Source organism: Acinetobacter sp. YH12255 (assembly GCF_013417355.1).
GTDB classification, from domain to species: Bacteria; Pseudomonadota; Gammaproteobacteria; order Pseudomonadales; family Moraxellaceae; genus Acinetobacter; species Acinetobacter pseudolwoffii.
Window position 1 is genome coordinate 56,029 of the sequence record NZ_VPEC01000003.1, and the last position, 16,421, is coordinate 72,449.

Sequence of the window (16,421 nt, forward strand, 5' to 3'; positions counted from 1 at the left end):
TTTATTTTCATGGTAAAAGTTAAATGAAATAGCGAACACAAATAGAGTAATTACTCTAATTTTAATTTCAATAGTTTAATTTATAGATTTTCCTGAAGAATTGGTTATCATATCGGTACTCACCTTCGCTCTCATCTCCTGTTAGAGCGCCATACACCTTTAATAAAAATAATTTGAACGCTGACTTCAAATTAGGGATAACAAATGTGAAAACTAGACTACACAAACAACTGGAAAAATCTGTTGCAGGTAAAACCGTCCTGATCACCGGCGCATCCAGCGGTATTGGGTTAACGACGGCACATCAACTGGCCGATGCAGGTGCGCATGTTTTACTGGTGGCCCGTACTCAAGAAACCCTAGAACAAGTAAAAGCAGACATTGAAGCCAAAGGCGGCAAAGCCTCAATCTTTCCATGCGATTTAAACAATATGGAGGCGATTGATGAGGTCTCCAAACAGATCATTGCCTCAGTCGATCATATTGATATTCTGATCAATAATGCGGGTCGTTCGATTCGTCGCGCCGTGCATGAATCGGTCGACCGCTTCCATGATTTTGAACGAACCATGCAGCTGAACTATTTCGGCGCCGTGCGTCTGGTCATGAATATCCTGCCGCAAATGATGATTCGTCGCGCGGGTCATATCATTAACATCAGTTCGATTGGCGTACTGGCCAATGCCACCCGTTTTTCGGCCTATGTTGCTTCAAAAGCTGCGCTGGATGCCTTTAGTCGCTGTCTGTCTGCAGAAGTACATTCGCATAAAATCGCCATCACCTCGATCTATATGCCTTTGGTACGCACTCCGATGATTGCACCAACCAAAATTTATAAATACGTCCCGACACTTTCTCCGGAACAGGCAGCTGACCTGATTGCCTATGCCATCGTGAAACGTCCGAAGAAAGTTGCGACCGGTTTGGGTCGTCTGGCCTCGATTACTTATTCGATTGCTCCGGATATCAACAATGTTCTGATGTCGATTGGTTATAACCTGTTCCCAAGTTCAAGTGCCTCTGTGGGTCAACCACAAAAATTAAATTTGGTGCAAAAAGCATATGCACGGCTGTTCCCGGGCGAACACTGGTAATTTTTACTGGGATAATTTCCTGAAAATACGAGCCGCCGATCGGGCGGCTTTTTTGATGTCTCAGTTTTAAATCTCTAGGTGAAAGCAAGCTCATCTGGATCACACACGACATAGCCTGTCTTTATCGACACAGATTTTTGCCGCAAATGCTGCGAGATCACGTACACTATCTGCGGATATTTCCTATCCGTATTTTTATATTTTGATTGAAATGATGGAAACCCTTATGAACAACGCGCAATGGCTCGATGAAGTAAAATTTAACGAACAAGGATTAGTCCCTGCCATTGCCCAGCATCATCAAACTGGTCGTGTCTTGATGGTGGCTTGGATGAATCGTGAAGCGCTGGCACTGACGGCTGAGAAAAACCAAGCCGTGTATTTCTCCCGTTCACGTAGCAAGTTATGGCATAAGGGCGAAGAATCAGGACATTTTCAAACGGTACATGAAATCCGTCTGGACTGTGATGCCGATGTAATTGTGCTGCAAATTGAACAGCATGGCGGCATTGCCTGCCATACCGGTCGCGAATCCTGTTTCTATCGCAAACTCACGCCAAATGGCTGGGAAATTGTCGATGCACAGCTGAAACACCCGTCTGCGATTTATGGTGAAAAATCCACAAATCCGCATACGCTGGCGATGGAAGCGTCAACCGCTCAATCTGAACAGGTCGAAGTCTTGTCCTATCTGGGCCAAATGATGGCAGAACGCAAACAGGCCGATCCGGATTCCTCTTATGTGGCCAAGCTCTATCACAAAGGCCTGAACAAGATTTTAGAAAAAGTCGGTGAAGAAAGCTTTGAAACTGTGCTGGCTGCCAAAGATTTCAACGCTCAGGTCTCTGAAGACAATAAAAATGATCTGATTTATGAGGTGGCAGATCTGTGGTTCCATACTATCGTCATGCTCGGCTATTTCGATATCGAACCGCAACTGGTCTTGAATGAGCTGGCACGTCGTCAGGGCTTATCCGGTCTGGTTGAAAAAGCCAGCCGTCAGCATTAAATGATGAATATGCCTGTGTCTGATCTGCAAAAACCCAAGGCCACTTATGAGCAGGCCACTGCCATCGATAATGCCCGTCTGGGTAATTCCTTTAAAGTGATTGCCTATGCCGGCACAGGTAAAACCACCACATTACAAATGATCAGTGATGCCATGCCTGAACGGCGTGGCATGTATCTGGCTTTCAACAAAGCCATTGCCAGTGAAGCGCAAGCCAAATTTCATCGCGGCGTAGATTGCCGCACTTTTCACTCGCTGGCATTTCGCAGTGTTCCACGTGGAATCACCGACAAGCTGCGTCTGCCCCGTTTAAGTCCAAGCTTTATTGCCAAAGAATACCGTCTGGAACCGATGACCATGCGCCGTATGATGGGTGGGCGTTATGAAAAATATGTCTTGATGCCTTCGCGTCTGGCGAGTTTAGTCGCCAATGCGGTTGGCTATTTCTGTTCGACCAGTTCGCAATATCCTGCTCCGCGGCATATTCAGGCACCGAGCTGGTTGCATCCAGATGATATTGAGATCCTGCAAAAGAAACTCTATCCGGCCGTAGAACGGCGCTGGCTAGAATCAATCGATCCCAATCATCAGGCCGGGATTGGCCATGATATTTACCTGAAACTCTGGGCGCTGTCTGAACCGAATATTCCGGCCGATTATGTGCTGTTTGATGAAGCGCAAGATGCCGACCCACTCATGCTCGGAATTTTGCTGAAACAGCGGAATACTCAGGTGATTTATGTCGGTGATGCGCATCAGCAGATTTATGCCTGGCGCGGTGCGGTGAATGCCATGCAGCAACTGCCTTTACCCGAATCACGCCTGACCACATCGTTTCGTTTTGGCCCTGAAATCGCGTTAAATGCCAATGCCATTTTAGGTGCACTGAATGAAACCGTGCCTTTGCTTGGCAATCCGTTGTTAGATTCTAAAGTCGTGAATAAACCGCATACCAAAATGCGTGATGCGATTCTGTGCCGGACCAATGCCCGGGCCATGGAGTTGTTATTAGCAGGTTTAGTTCGTGGCGATAAAGTCAGCCTGCAAGCCGATCATGTCAAACTGAATCGTTTTGTCGATGCGGCTGCCATGCTCAAACAAGGCAAACGGGTGATTGATGTGCCGGAACTGGCCTGGTTTAATTCCTGGCATGATGTGCATGAATACTGTGAAACCAATGAAGGCAGCGATATCAAACCGCTGGTTAAACTAGTCGATGAACATGGCACCGATCCATTGAAAAAAGCCTTGGCCAAAATCACCCCGATTGGACAGGCGGACTATATTATTTCCACTGCACATAAGGCCAAAGGTCTGGAGTGGGAACGGGTGCATATTGAAGATGACTATCAGTTTAAGCTGAATGAAAAAGATCATAAAATTAGTGATGAAGAGCTACGTTTACTTTACGTGGCCTGTACACGTGCTAAAGTAAGCTTAAATATTCATCACATTTATGACCTGATTCAACAACTGAAGATCAAGATGCCGCAGTCGCTTCGTCAAGCCGTCGGTTAAGGTATGGATGTAAAATCATGGTACAGGTGACCTATGCACATCGAAGCGCTTCAACTGAAACACATCCTGCATTTTCCAGAGATTCAGCTCCAGCTTGATTATTCACAATATCCGCTTACCTTAATTTTGGGCAATCAGGGTACTGGCAAAACCACTTTGTTACGCTGTGCTTATCAGGCGCTGACCTGGTTTGCAGCGCGTTATCGCGATAGCCGGGCTGCCGGTCTGGTGATACCTGATCAGGACATCATGCAACACCGGCTGCAATCCAAAATTGATATCCGGGTTGGCTTTCCCGAAGAGGTTTCAGCGCTTACAGAATCCAGCCAGACTGAAGCTGCACAGCAACAGAGTTTTTCCTGGCAAGTCTATAAGACTTTAAATAGTCAGGGACTCGGCTTTAGCAAAGCCGAAACTGCACAACTGGACAGCATGCTTGGCCTTTATCAGAAAGCCCGATTCAATGATCCTCTGCTCGGCTTGCCGCTGATTGCCTATTATCCTGCCGACCGCTTTGTCAATGACGTCAATCTGATCAGCAAAAACAATCCAGCCATTTTCCATACAGCGTATGCTTACGACATTGGCGCGATTCCGTTTACGACCTTTGCCCGTTTCTTTGAATGGTTGCGTGAAGTCAGTGATATTGAAAATGCGCAAAGCGCCAAGATCATGGATCAGATTTTAGCGCGTGCCTTGCAGCAGCCTGAAGATATTCGGGGAGATGAACTGGCGTGGCAGATCGAGAAAGCCCAGGCACAGCTGCATACCCCACATTTAACGGCCTTAAAAAATGCCCTGTCGCAGGTACTGCCTGACATCAGCCAGATTGAGTTAAAATACCAGCCCAGGCTGCAACTGATGCTGACCTATCAGGACAAGCGTTTTACTTTTCAGCAGCTTCCCAATAGCATCCGTACCTGGATTGCACTGGTGGGCGATATTGTACGGCGTCTTTGTCTGCTCAACCCGAACAGTTTATTTCCATGTCAGGAAGGTACAGGAGTGTTGTTGATTGATGCCATTGATCATCAGCTGGATCAGGATCTGGCAGCAGAGATTCTGCCACGTCTGCATCAGGCATTTCCTAACTTGCAAATTATTGCCACCGGCAACCGACCTGAGTTACTGGAACATGCACAGGCCTTTCAGTGCTTAAGACTCGAAAATAAACAGTTGCATCCAATTCATCTTGAAAGCATGAAAATCCAGTTTGATCAGATCTATGCCGAAATGGGTCTACATACTGATCCAGACGCAATTCCTGCCGAAGAAGCGCTAATAGAAACCGTCACCGAACCGACTACACCGCTTGCTGTATTACAGCGGATTCAGCAACAGTTGAATCCTGAACAGCAGCAGGAATTGTTACGTTTACTTGCTCAGGATCAGCCGACGCTACCGCAATCGCTCTAAGTAACGTTGAAAAACAGTAATGATCGTTTCGATGAATATCGAGATTTATCCAGACCATTTTAGTGCTGTCTTTTTGCAATTGTAAAACTGCATTTAGTCATATTTACAATCAATGCTTGCAATTTAATCTTAATTTTCGGTCACTTCTGGATGAACTGTTTAAGCATCCACCCCACGCCAAAAGCCTGCTCGCGTATAATTTATAAGTTCGACATAAAAACGTTGATGTTGTTGTTATCCTGTAATATGATCGGTTTTATTTGCGAATTTCATTGTAAAATCGGAATTTGCTATCGTTTATAAGTTGCGCAATACAACTGTTTTTATATTCTTTTTGAATATTCTTTTGGCTTTCAAGATTGAGAAGTTTGGGTTGCTCCTTGTAATCCTGTAGTCCTTGAAAGATGAAGATTCACCCTAGGTTGGTCACAACCTAAATCACGACAATGGATACGAGTGTGCTGCCGATTATTATATTGTTACCGTTAGTATTAGGCACAACCCTTGTCTCGTGGCTGAAGCAATTTTCGCGCGGGGTAACGGCTTTAGGGGCAATTGGTGTCAGCCTCAGCAGTTTCTTATTATTATTGAGTCAGGCGCCTGCCATCTTTGATGGTGCCGTGATCATTCAGACCTGGTCCTGGCTGCCCCAGCTCGGGATCGATTTCAGTTTCCGTCTGGATTCTCTGGCCCTGCTGTTTGCCTTGCTGATCAGTGGCATAGGCACCCTGATCTATATTTATGCCTATTATTATCTCAATCCTAAAAATTCGCTGAGCAAACTTTATTTCTTGCTGATGCTGTTTATGGCAGCCATGCTCGGAATTTCATTGTCGAATAACTTGCTGATCCTGCTGGTTTTCTGGGAACTTACCAGTATTTCATCATTTTTACTGGTGGGCTATTGGAGCAATTACGAAGCCGCACAGCGCGGCTCACGTATGGCCTTGACCATTACCGGCATGGGTGGCTTGGCCATGCTTGGTGGCTTCATCCTGCTGGGTCAAATTACCGGCACTTATCAGATTGATCAAATCCTGACGATGACTGAACAGATCCAGTCACATGCGCTATTTGTTCCCACTTTGTTGCTGATTTTACTCGGTGCCTTTACCAAGAGTGCGCAGTTCCCCTTCCATTTCTGGTTACCCAATGCCATGGCAGCACCGACACCGGTCTCTGCCTATTTACACTCGGCCACCATGGTCAAAGCCGGCCTGTTTCTGGTCGCACGTTTACTCCCGATTTTTGCGGGCGCGGCACTGTTTCATAATATTGTGACCTTTGTCGGTCTGTTTACCCTGTGCATGGCCGCCTTTTTTGCCATTTTTAAGGAAGATCTGAAAGGCTTGTTGGCCTATTCAACCATCAGTCATCTGGGTCTGATCATGTGTCTGCTCGGGATTGGTTCTCCACTGGCAGTCGCAGCGGCAATTTTCCATATTATTAACCATGCCACCTTTAAAGCGGCCCTGTTTATGATTGCCGGTATTATCGATCATGAATCTGGTACCCGTGATTTACGTAAGCTTTCAGGTCTATGGCAACTGCTGCCCTTTACTGCAACGCTGACCATGATCACTGCGGCCTCTATGGCCGGTGTTCCATTGACCAATGGTTTCCTCTCCAAAGAGATGTTCTTTACTGAGCTGGTGGCCAATTTAAGCGGGCCAGTGCTGGTCGGTTCAGCCATTGTGGCGACATTGGCCGGAATTTTTGCAGTCACTTATTCGATTCGTCTGGTGCATGGGGTATTTTTCGACGGCCCACTGGGCAAGCAAGTCCCGAATAAAAATGCGCATGAGCCACCATTTGGCATGCGCGCACCCGCCACTTTACTGGCATTTTTATGTATTTTAGTGGGTCTATTGCCAGCACTTTTAGTCGAAAAAATCGTGAATAGTACCACGCAGGCAACGACTCAAAATTTTGCTTTTGAAGGTACGCATCTGGCCCTCTGGCATGGGTTTAATCTGCCATTATTAATGAGTGTGATTGCTTTGGCCGGTGGTGCAGTATTTTACTTTTCTCTGGCCAAAGGTGGTGCCTTACGTGAAATTGATCTGGATCCAAAACTGGGCCGCTTACAGGGTCGGATCCTGTTTGACCTGTTCCTGAAAAATCTGCTGTTAAATTCACGTCGTTTCCGCCGTGCCACTGAAACTGGCAAATTACAAAGCTATTTATTGTGGATTGTGATCTTTACCATCGGCCTGGTTGGTTTCCCATTGTTATCCAATGGTATCGGTAGCGGTACGCGTGAGCTGACCCATGCCCCTGCCCTGGCCATTGTCTTGTGGATGTTGCTGTTCTCTGCCTGCTGGATGCTGCTATGGTTCCATCATGAACGGATTAAAGCGGTACTGATCAGTGGTGCAGTAGGTCTGGTGGTGACCATGGTCTTTATTGGCTTCTCGGCACCTGACCTGGCATTGACCCAAATTACAGTCGATGTGGTCACCACGGTTCTGCTCCTGATGAGTTTATCTTTACTGCCACAACTAACTCCGTATGAATCGAGTCCGACCCGTCGCTGGCGTGATGCCATTATTGCCTTGGGCGGCGGTCTCGGTATTGCCACCATCGCCTGGCTGATTATGACCCGTGATCATAATTCTATTTCATGGTTCTTCCTGCAGCAGTCAATTCCACTCGGCGGCGGCACCAATGTGGTCAATGTGATTCTGGTCGACTTCCGTGGTTTCGATACCTTCGGCGAAATTACTGTACTCGGGATTGCCGCGATTGGTGTGCTTAGCCTGATGGATGGCATGCGTGCGCATGGCACCACCATGACCCAAGGTTTGACCTATCGATTTAATCCCTCCCCCTTGATGTTACGTATCACGGCATCATGGATTTTACCTGTAGCTCTGGTAGTCAGCCTGTATATCTTTATGCGTGGCCATAACCTGCCGGGCGGTGGATTCATTGCAGGATTAGTCACCTCACTGGCCTTAATTATTCAATATATTGCAGTGGGACAGGATAAAACTGAACAGTTGCTGGGTGCCAAATCTGGTCGTTTGTATGAAATCTGGATTGGCGTGGGTTTAACCATTGCCGGTTTGACCGGGGTTGCAGCCTGGTTCTGGTCACGCCCATTCCTGACCAGTGCGCATATTTATGTCTCGCCACCCGTGATTGGAGAAATGCATCTGGCTTCGGCGGCGCTGTTTGATGTCGGTGTCTATGTCACTGTAGTCGGTGCGACCATGCTGATGATTTCTGTGCTGGGCGATTCACGTCACTCCAGTATGACTGGCCCAGTACCAAGAGGATAATAGAATGATGAGTTTAGAATTTTTATTAGCCTCCGCCATTGGTCTACTCGCCGCCACCGGAATCTATCTGATTCTGCGTGCGCGTACTTTTCCGGTGGTGCTGGGCTTGGCCATGATTGGTTATGCGGTCAACCTGTTTTTATTTGCCATGGGGCGGATCCAGATGAATTCGCCTGCCGTATTGACCGAGGCCTCCAGAGTCACCGATCCCCTTCCGCAGGCACTGGTGCTGACCGCCATCGTGATTGGCTTTGCCACCACTGCCTTTATTGTTCAGCTGGCACTGCGTAGCCGTTATGAATCAGGAACAGACCACGTTGATTCAAAAGAAGAAACACCTCAGATTGACCCACGTGAGGATGAGCCTTAATGACTGATTTTCTTCACTTCTGGTCTCAACATACGCCAATTTTCAGTATTCTTTTACCGGCCCTTACCGCTTTTAGTCTGGTACTTTTAGGCAATCCGGGTTCTGGCTCCCTGACCACAGACTGGCGTCAGCCTTGGCGTCGTGGTATCAGCCATATCTCGGGTATCTTGGGTCTGATCATTGCGGTCAGTTATTTAATTGACAGCAGTCAGGGTCAAGTCAGTGTATATACACTGGGCGAATGGGCGGCACCTTTTGGGATCGTGCTGGTGCTGGACCAACTCTCTGCCATGATGCTGGTGTTGACCTATGCCCTGGCAGTACCGGTGGTCTGGTATGCCAGTAAAGAATGGGATACCCGTGGCCGTTATTTCCATACTATGGTGCATTTCCTGCTGATGGGCCTGACCGGCGCCTTCCTGACCGGTGACTTATTCAACCTGTTCGTATTCTTTGAAATCTTGTTGATGGCATCCTATGTGCTGCTATTACATGGACAGGGCAAGGCGCGTTTCCAGCTGGGAATTCATTACGTCACCATTAACCTGCTGGCTTCTGCGCTGTTCCTGATTGGACTCGGCATGATTTATGGCAGTGTCGGCAGTCTGAACATGGCCGATGTGGCGCGCTTAATGCCTACCTTGGCAGCAGATCAGCATAAACTGGCCGTTGCCGGTGGACTCATGCTATTCGTGGTCTTCGGGATTAAGGCGGCAATGCTGCCGGTGGGCTTCTGGTTACCCAAAACCTATGCCGTAGCCACCACCCCTGTTGCCGCACTCTTTACCATCATGACCAAAGTCGGGATCTATGCGATTTTGCGAATCAATGGAACTGTTTTTGATGATGAATACAGCCATCAGATTCTGATGAACTGTCTACTGGTGATCGGTCTGATTACTTCAGTCTATGGTGTCATTTGTGCGATTGGTACAGAACGCCTGCGCCGTTTTGTCGGCTTTATGGTGCTGTCTTCAGTCGGCACGATTCTGGTGGCGATTGGCATGAATACGACTGCAGCCTGGGCCGGCGCCCTGTACTATATGGTACACAGTACCCTGATTGCTGCAGCATTTTATATCCTGTCTGGCTGGATTACCTCACAGCGCGGTGAGTTCAAAGATCATTTTAAAATCGCACCGCTGATGAAACAGAACAAGCTGGTTTCGATTATCTATTTCATCATTGCCTTGATGATGGCCGGTCTGCCACCGTTCAGCGGCTTCTTTGGCAAAGTCTTTATTTTGCAGGCTTCTGCCAATTCAGAGCATCAGATGATCATTATCCTGACCATTCTGCTGGTGAGTTTCCTCAGTATTCTGGCTTTTACTCGAGTCGGCTTTATGCTGTTCTGGCGCTCGACCAAACCTGAAGATGATTTGAATTCTGACGATTTCCACAAATATGAAGCTTTACCCAGTAAGGCACCTGCACGTAATGATCACACGATCTATTTGCTACTTGCCGGCTTAACAGCTTATGTTGTATTTGCTGGACCGATCTATCAATATAACTATCAGACGGCAGAACAGATTAAAAACAATCCGGTCTATGAAGCTGCCCTGTTAAAACGTGATGCAGAAGGTCAATTTATTAGTGTGCAACCCTTTGATCCAAGTTATTTGCCAGAAACCAAATATGGTGGCGAGGTGGTGGATCCAAATGCACATCTGATTCCTTATATGATTTCAGAAGCCACTTTGGAAGGTGAAAATATTTCTGAATTCAAACAACGTCAGATTGACCAGCAGCATATTGAACAAACCCAACATGATGATAATCAACTTAAACCGGCGGAGGGACCTTAATGGCTGAATCATTCCTGCAACGTTGGTTCCCGCACCCGTTGGTTTCTGTAATCGTGGGGCTCAGCTGGACTTTACTGTCACATAGCACAGAAGCCGGAACCTTGCTGGTGGCCCTGCTTCTGGCGATTGTCATTCCCAAAATGGTCGCGCCGTTTATTGACTATACCCCGAATATCCAGTGGCGGCCTGCGCTGCGTCTGTTCTTTGTCGTGGTCTGGGACATTGTGGTGGCCAATCTTAAAGTTGCAAAACTGGTCTTGGGGCCGACCAAAAACCTACATCCCAAATGGTTCCGTGTGCCTCTGGAAACCGAGCATGAAGAAGTCAACACCTTACTGGCCATGATTATTACCACTACACCGGGCACAGTCACTGCCGGTATTGATCAGGATCGTGGTGATATTCTGGTGCATGCTTTAAGCACGGATGATGAAGCAGCTGAAATCGAGCTGATCAAACAACGTTATGAACAGCCCTTGCTTAAAATTTTCAGCGCACAGACAGGAGAAAAAATATGACGATTCTGCCTTATGCATTAATGATTTGCCTGGGTGCAGTCACTGTCTCGATGTTACTCTGCCTGATCCGACTCATTACCGGCCCTTCTATCGTTGACCGCCTCTTGGCACTCGATACCCTGTTCCTGAATGCCACCTGTCTGATTGTCATTTTGGGAATTTACTGGAGTAGCACTTTTCTGTTTGAAGAGGCCTTACTGGTGGCGATGCTCGGCTTTGTCTCTACGGCAGCTTTGGCGCGTTATTTCACCACTGGCCATGTCATCGACTAGGAGTTTTTAAATGCCGTTAATTTTAGAAATACTAGTTTCGATTTTTTTATTGATTGGTGCTTTCTTCATGCTGGTCGGTGGGATCGGGATGGTGCGCCTGCCCGATCTGTTTATGCGGCTGCATGCACCAACCAAATCCAGTACCTTGGGCTTGGGCAGTTTTCTGATTGCCGCGATTATTTTTTCTGCCATGTACGGCCGTTTCGGTTTTGCTGAAGTGCTGATTACCCTATTTGCCTTTATCACTGCGCCAGTATCGGCCAATCTGATGGCGCAGGCAGCATTGCATTTACGTTTACGCTCACTAAGTGGTGAGGTTCCAGAAACACTAGAGCGCCCCCTGCCTTGGCAACGTTCACGTCGCCGTGCTTTTTATGAGAAAAAAATGAATCATAAAAATGATGATCTCACTTGATTTAGATTATTTTTAGATAGGTCGATTCACTTCTAATGTTTAAAGTTTCAATAAAGCCAGCAATAAAAAAGCCACCCGAAGGTGGCTTTTTTATTGTCCTAAGACTTATTCATCATCTTTTTTTGCTTCAGCTTCAGGTAAATCCTTCACAGCTTCAGCAATCAGACCAAACATATAGTTACCATAGGCATTGGTCTTGTCGTAATGGAAACGTAGACGAGGTGTAATACGGGTTTTGATACGACGGCTCAGTTCGTGACGCAGGAAACCAGAGGCTTTGTTTAATACCTCTAAAGTTTCTTTATTCGCCGCTTCACTTTGTTCATCGCCCAGCTCACGTCCCATAACAGTGACATAAACTTCCGCATATCCCAAGTCCGGGCTCACCTTCACGGCAGAGATGGTCACCAGACCACCTAAGCGTGGATCTTTCAGCTCCTGACGGATCAGTTCTGACAACTCGCGTTGTACTGTATCCGCCATACGCTTCAGACGTTGACTACCCGCCATTAAAGACTCCGTTTAATCAGTTGAACATCGTACACTTCGATCTTATCCAGTGCTTTGATGTCTTTATAACCTTTCACCGCAAGACCACATTCCATACCGGCACGAACTTCTTCAACCACTTCTTTATAGCGACGAAGAGATTCAAGCTCGCCCTGGAATACCACCACGTCATCACGGAGTACGCGAATCGGTTTGTTACGATGCAATACGCCTTCAAGAACCATACAGCCCGCAGCCGCACCGAATTTACTTGAGTGGAATACTTCACGTACTTGTGCAACACCCAGAATCGTTTCACGATGTTCAGGTGCCAGCTTACCACTCATTGCTGCTTTCACATCATCAATCAATTGATAGATAATTGAGTAGTAACGAATGTCGATGCTGTCTGCATCGGCTTTTTGACGCGCAGTGTTGTCCGCACGAACGTTAAAGCCAAGTAGAACTGCTTCTGAAGATTCAGCCAGTGTTACGTCAGACTCGGTGATTGCACCAACGCCCGAACCAATAATACGTACTTTCACTTCATCCGTTGCAAGTTCAGCAAGTGCAACATGCAAGGCTTCCAGTGTACCGCGTACGTCAGTTTTCAGCACCACGTTCACGATAGGCACATCTTTCTTGCCCATAGACGCCATGATGTTTTCAAGACGCATTGCAGATTGACGCTCAAGACGTTTTTGACGTTCACGATCCATACGTGCATCGGCAACTTCACGTGCTTTTTTCTCATCGCTAACAACAAGAACTTCGTCACCTGCCATTGGCGCTTCTGGAAGACCCAAAATTTCCACTGGAATCGAAGGACCTGCAGATTTGATACGCTGACCATTTTCATCGGTCATTGCACGAACGCGACCATAAGATGAACCGGCAAGAACCAGGTCACCCACTTTCAAGGTACCGTTTTGAACCAGAATAGACGTGACCGCACCACGGCTGTTGTCTACACGTGCTTCAATCACCACACCTTGTGCAGCACCTTCTTCCGATGCTTTCAGTTCAAGCAATTCAGCCTGGATCGAAATCAGGTCTAGAAGTTCATCGATACCTTGACCAGAATGCGCCGAAACCATTGCAACCGGTACATCACCGCCCCATTGTTCAGGTACGATCTGTTTGGTGGTCAATTCGTTCAATACGCGATCTGGATCAGCAGATTCTTTATCCATCTTGTTGATTGCAACAATGATTGGTGTACCTGCAGCACGTGCATGGTCGATTGCTTCTGCAGTTTGTGGCATAACACCATCATCTGCTGCAACAACCAGTACCACGATATCCGTTGCTTTGGCACCACGTGAACGCATTGCAGTAAACGCTGCGTGTCCCGGAGTATCAAGGAAGGTAATAATACCTTTGTCGGTTGTAACGTGGTAAGCACCGATATGCTGGGTAATACCGCCTGCTTCGCCTTGCGCCACTTTGGCACGGCGGATACGGTCAAGAAGCGATGTTTTACCATGGTCAACATGGCCCATGATGGTAACCACTGGTGCGCGCGTTGTTTGTGCACCACGTGCTTCTTCAGCTGCTTCAAGCAAGTTATCTTCAGCTTGCGTATCAGAAACCAATACCGGGTTATGACCCATTTCTTCTACGATTAACGCTGCAATTTCCTGATCAATGGCTTGGTTCTGAGTAACCAGCTCACCCATTTTCATGAGAGATTTAATAACTTCACGAACCTTGATCGCCATTTTCGCAGCCAGGTCAGCCACAACAATGGTTTCACCAATTTCAACATCGTAAACCTGTTTCTTCACAGGTTTTTCGAAGCCGTGCTTATTGCCCTGGCTGGTTTTCAAACCGCGTTTAGGCTGTTTGCTGAAGCTCTGTTCTTCCTGACCACGACGTCCACCTTTTTTCGGTGCACGTGCAGCTGGGGTATTGGTACCACGTTTGATCTCGCGGTCTTCTTTGGCAAATGAGTCTTCATATGCCTGACCTACCAGACCGGCAGCAAGCGGAGAATCATCTACGACACGAATCGTTGCTGTTGTATCTTCAGCGGTGTACTTAGACGCCATCTGACGCATTTGTTCAAGCGTACGTTGCTGCGCTTCTTCAGCCGCTTTACGACGTGCTGCTTCTTCAGTCGCTTTTAATTGCGCTGCCTGAGCTTCACGTGCTTTTTTCTGTTCAGCCGTTTCAGTTTGTTTAACAACCTGTTTTACAATCGGCTTGTTGGTCGATTTGCGTTTTACCACGACTGCCGCTTTAGAAACTTCTTGCTTGTCGCTGGTTTGTTTTGCAGCAGCACGCATCGCTTCTAGAGCTTTACTCGCGTTATTTACGCCAGTTTTCGGAGCTTCAGCAGAAGAAGCAGCTTGTGCTGTATTCTGCTCAGGCGCAGCTTTGGCCTGTTGTTCAGCCTTGGCTTTCGCCAATGCTTCTGCTTTGATCTGTTCTGGATCAGGCTTAACAAATGTATGCTTCTTGCGAACTTCTACATTAATCGTTTTCGCCTTACCTGAAGTACTCGCAACTTTTGCAGTACTGGTTGTTTTACGTTTCAACGTGATTTGCCCTGCTTGGCTTTCTGAACCTTGTGATTTCTTCACATGGCTCATCAAGCTATCTTGTTGTTCGGTGGTAATAATATCGTCAGCTTTACGCTGTGGTAAACCTGCCTCACGAACCTGCTCTAGGAGCTTCTCAACTGGACGACCCACGCTGAGGGCTAACTCTTTAATCGACTTGTCCGTCATATACTACCTCCTAGTTAAACCATGATTCGCGCGCTTTCATAATGAGTTGACCGGCTTTCTCAGCACCCAAACCTTCAATATCTTCGATATCGTCGGTCGCCTGATCTGCCAAATCGTCAACTGTTACCACACCACGAGCTGCTAGAGCTTGCGCGATCTCTGCTGTCATGCCTTCCATTGCAACAAGTTCTTCACTTGGCGCTTGTATATTCTCTTGCTGTTGTAATGCATCAGCAAGTGCAATTTCTTTCGCACGGCTTTGCAATAATTCAACCAGTTCAGCATCAAGTTCGATTTCATCAAACGTTTCTGCAGGGACATAAGCAATTTCTTCAAGCGAGGTGAAGCCCATTTCTACCAGTGCCATCGCCAAATCTTCCGCGATATCCAGACGTGTTACAAACATGTCCAGATACTGTTGCGCTTCGTTTTGTTGACGGGCGTAGTATTCCTCTTCCAGCATCATGTCCAGCTTGTAGCCAGTCAATTCTGATGCCAGACGAACGTTCTGACCTTGTGAACCAATCGCACGAGCCAATTGATCACTCGTTGCAAAGATGATGTCTGCAGTACGGGCATCTTCATCGATGACAATACTCGATACATCTGCTGGTTCCAGTGCGCTGGCGATGTACTGGGCAGGGTCGTCAGACCATACCACGACATCGATACGCTCACCGTTCAATTCTTGTTGAACAGCCTGGATACGTGTACCACGCATACCAATACATGCACCAACCGGATCAATACGGTGATCATTTGTTTTTACTGCAATTTTAGCACGCACGCCTGGTTGACGAGCTGCTGCTTTAATTTCAATAATTTCTTCAGAAATCTCAGGGATCTCTTTCTTCATCAATGCGATCAGCATATCCGGCTTGGCACGTGACAACTGGAGTTGCGCACCACGACCTTCACGGTTCACATTGAACAGAATCGCATTCATACGTTGCTTCGGACGAAGAATTTCTTTCGGAATCATTTCTTCACGTGCAAGGTATGCTTCAGCATTATCACCCAAGTCAATGATAAAACCATCTTTGGTTTGTTTCTTCACTTCACCATAGATCAGCTCGCCGACTTTAGATTCATAAGCATCGGCCACAAGTGCGCGTTCTGCTTCACGGATCTTCTGTACAATCACTTGCTTGGCAATTTGTGCTGCAATACGACCGAAATCAATCGATTCTACTTCGAGTTCACGAATATCACCAATTGACCATTGTGCAGGATCAAGATCAGAAATCGCATCCTGACACGCTGGCATTTCATGATCTTCGTCAGCGACTACTTCCCACTGACGAAAAGTACGGTAGTCACCTGTTTTGCGATCAATTTCCACACGTAAACGTGCTTCTTCAGAGCGAGTTCCTTCGTAGAATTTTTTCTTGGTCGCCGCAACTAAAGCTTGCTCAAGCGCTTCGAAAATTGCTTCACGAGGTACACCCTTTTCGTTACTAACCGTTTCAACGACGGTCAGAATTTCACGTGCCATA

Annotated in this window: 13 protein-coding genes; 10 read left to right on the forward strand and 3 right to left on the reverse strand. The window is 47.1% G+C overall.

The annotated features are described in order from the left end of the window. Window positions 1-206: 206 nt before the first annotated feature. From FTV30_RS02105 to FTV30_RS02150, 10 genes are all read left to right on the forward strand, one after another. Window positions 207-1,094, forward strand: a complete 888-nt coding sequence (locus FTV30_RS02105; protein WP_044108999.1) for an SDR family NAD(P)-dependent oxidoreductase — start codon at window positions 207-209, stop codon at window positions 1,092-1,094. Between the two features lie 226 nt (window positions 1,095-1,320). Continuing rightward, the gene (gene hisIE, locus FTV30_RS02110; RefSeq protein ID WP_179999320.1) at window positions 1,321-2,103 is read left to right on the forward strand and encodes a bifunctional phosphoribosyl-AMP cyclohydrolase/phosphoribosyl-ATP diphosphatase HisIE; all 783 of its coding nucleotides are present in this window, start codon (window positions 1,321-1,323) and stop codon (window positions 2,101-2,103) included. 15 nt (window positions 2,104-2,118) lie between these two features. Further along, window positions 2,119-3,621 carry a UvrD-helicase domain-containing protein gene (locus FTV30_RS02115; protein ID WP_100357801.1) on the forward strand — a complete coding sequence of 501 codons (1,503 nt, stop codon included), beginning with the start codon at window positions 2,119-2,121 and terminating at the stop codon, window positions 3,619-3,621. Window positions 3,622-3,654: 33 nt separating this feature from the next. Then, complete coding sequence (locus FTV30_RS02120; protein ID WP_100357764.1) at window positions 3,655-5,037, forward strand: AAA family ATPase; 1,383 nt, start codon at window positions 3,655-3,657, stop codon at window positions 5,035-5,037. 446 nt (window positions 5,038-5,483) lie between these two features. Then, window positions 5,484-8,321, forward strand: a complete 2,838-nt coding sequence (locus FTV30_RS02125) for a monovalent cation/H+ antiporter subunit A (protein ID WP_074383643.1) — start codon at window positions 5,484-5,486, stop codon at window positions 8,319-8,321. Window positions 8,322-8,325: 4 nt separating this feature from the next. Next, window positions 8,326-8,691 carry a Na+/H+ antiporter subunit C gene (locus FTV30_RS02130; protein WP_005168933.1) on the forward strand — a complete coding sequence of 122 codons (366 nt, stop codon included), beginning with the start codon at window positions 8,326-8,328 and terminating at the stop codon, window positions 8,689-8,691. After that, window positions 8,691-10,499, forward strand: coding sequence for a monovalent cation/H+ antiporter subunit D (locus tag FTV30_RS02135; protein ID WP_100357765.1), 1,809 nt, complete (start codon window positions 8,691-8,693; stop codon window positions 10,497-10,499). Before FTV30_RS02130 ends, FTV30_RS02135 begins: the two co-directional genes overlap by 1 nt. Beyond that, a complete protein-coding gene (locus FTV30_RS02140) occupies window positions 10,499-11,017 on the forward strand; it encodes a Na+/H+ antiporter subunit E (protein WP_005094373.1) in 519 nt (172 codons plus the stop codon). Before FTV30_RS02135 ends, FTV30_RS02140 begins: the two co-directional genes overlap by 1 nt. Beyond that, window positions 11,014-11,289, forward strand: coding sequence for a monovalent cation/H+ antiporter subunit F (locus tag FTV30_RS02145; RefSeq protein WP_005094376.1), 276 nt, complete (start codon window positions 11,014-11,016; stop codon window positions 11,287-11,289). The genes FTV30_RS02140 and FTV30_RS02145 overlap by 4 nt, the downstream gene beginning before the upstream one ends. 10 nt (window positions 11,290-11,299) lie before the next feature. After that, window positions 11,300-11,704, forward strand: a complete 405-nt coding sequence (locus FTV30_RS02150) for a Na+/H+ antiporter subunit G (RefSeq protein ID WP_005094378.1) — start codon at window positions 11,300-11,302, stop codon at window positions 11,702-11,704. 105 nt (window positions 11,705-11,809) lie between these two features. Here FTV30_RS02150 and FTV30_RS02155 read toward each other — a convergent pair whose 3' ends face one another. Genes FTV30_RS02155 through nusA form a run of 3 tightly spaced genes read right to left on the reverse strand, consistent with a single transcriptional unit; the run spans window position 11,810 to window position 16,420 of the window. Further along, window positions 11,810-12,214 carry a ribosome-binding factor A gene (locus tag FTV30_RS02155; RefSeq protein ID WP_005094380.1) on the reverse strand — a complete coding sequence of 135 codons (405 nt, stop codon included), beginning with the start codon at window positions 12,212-12,214 and terminating at the stop codon, window positions 11,810-11,812. Next, complete coding sequence (infB, locus tag FTV30_RS02160) at window positions 12,214-14,925, reverse strand: translation initiation factor IF-2 (RefSeq protein WP_005094383.1); 2,712 nt, start codon at window positions 14,923-14,925, stop codon at window positions 12,214-12,216. The genes FTV30_RS02155 and infB overlap by 1 nt, the downstream gene beginning before the upstream one ends. A 10-nt stretch (window positions 14,926-14,935) precedes the next feature. After that, window positions 14,936-16,420: a transcription termination factor NusA gene (gene nusA, locus FTV30_RS02165; protein ID WP_005094384.1), complete on the reverse strand. Its 1,485-nt coding sequence runs from the start codon at window positions 16,418-16,420 to the stop codon at window positions 14,936-14,938. Window position 16,421 lies beyond the last annotated feature (1 nt).

Coding starts and splice junctions, on each gene's coding strand:
- FTV30_RS02155 (WP_005094380.1), bottom strand. CDS start 12,214: ATGGCGGGTAGTCAACGTCTGAAGCGTATGGCGGATACAGTACAACGC.
- FTV30_RS02150 (WP_005094378.1), top strand. CDS start 11,300: ATGCCGTTAATTTTAGAAATACTAGTTTCGATTTTTTTATTGATTGGT.
- FTV30_RS02120 (WP_100357764.1), top strand. CDS start 3,655: ATGCACATCGAAGCGCTTCAACTGAAACACATCCTGCATTTTCCAGAG.
- FTV30_RS02125 (WP_074383643.1), top strand. CDS start 5,484: ATGGATACGAGTGTGCTGCCGATTATTATATTGTTACCGTTAGTATTA.
- FTV30_RS02145 (WP_005094376.1), top strand. CDS start 11,014: ATGACGATTCTGCCTTATGCATTAATGATTTGCCTGGGTGCAGTCACT.
- FTV30_RS02130 (WP_005168933.1), top strand. CDS start 8,326: ATGATGAGTTTAGAATTTTTATTAGCCTCCGCCATTGGTCTACTCGCC.
- FTV30_RS02140 (WP_005094373.1), top strand. CDS start 10,499: ATGGCTGAATCATTCCTGCAACGTTGGTTCCCGCACCCGTTGGTTTCT.
- infB (WP_005094383.1), bottom strand. CDS start 14,925: ATGACGGACAAGTCGATTAAAGAGTTAGCCCTCAGCGTGGGTCGTCCA.
- nusA (WP_005094384.1), bottom strand. CDS start 16,420: ATGGCACGTGAAATTCTGACCGTCGTTGAAACGGTTAGTAACGAAAAG.
- hisIE (WP_179999320.1), top strand. CDS start 1,321: ATGAACAACGCGCAATGGCTCGATGAAGTAAAATTTAACGAACAAGGA.
- FTV30_RS02135 (WP_100357765.1), top strand. CDS start 8,691: ATGACTGATTTTCTTCACTTCTGGTCTCAACATACGCCAATTTTCAGT.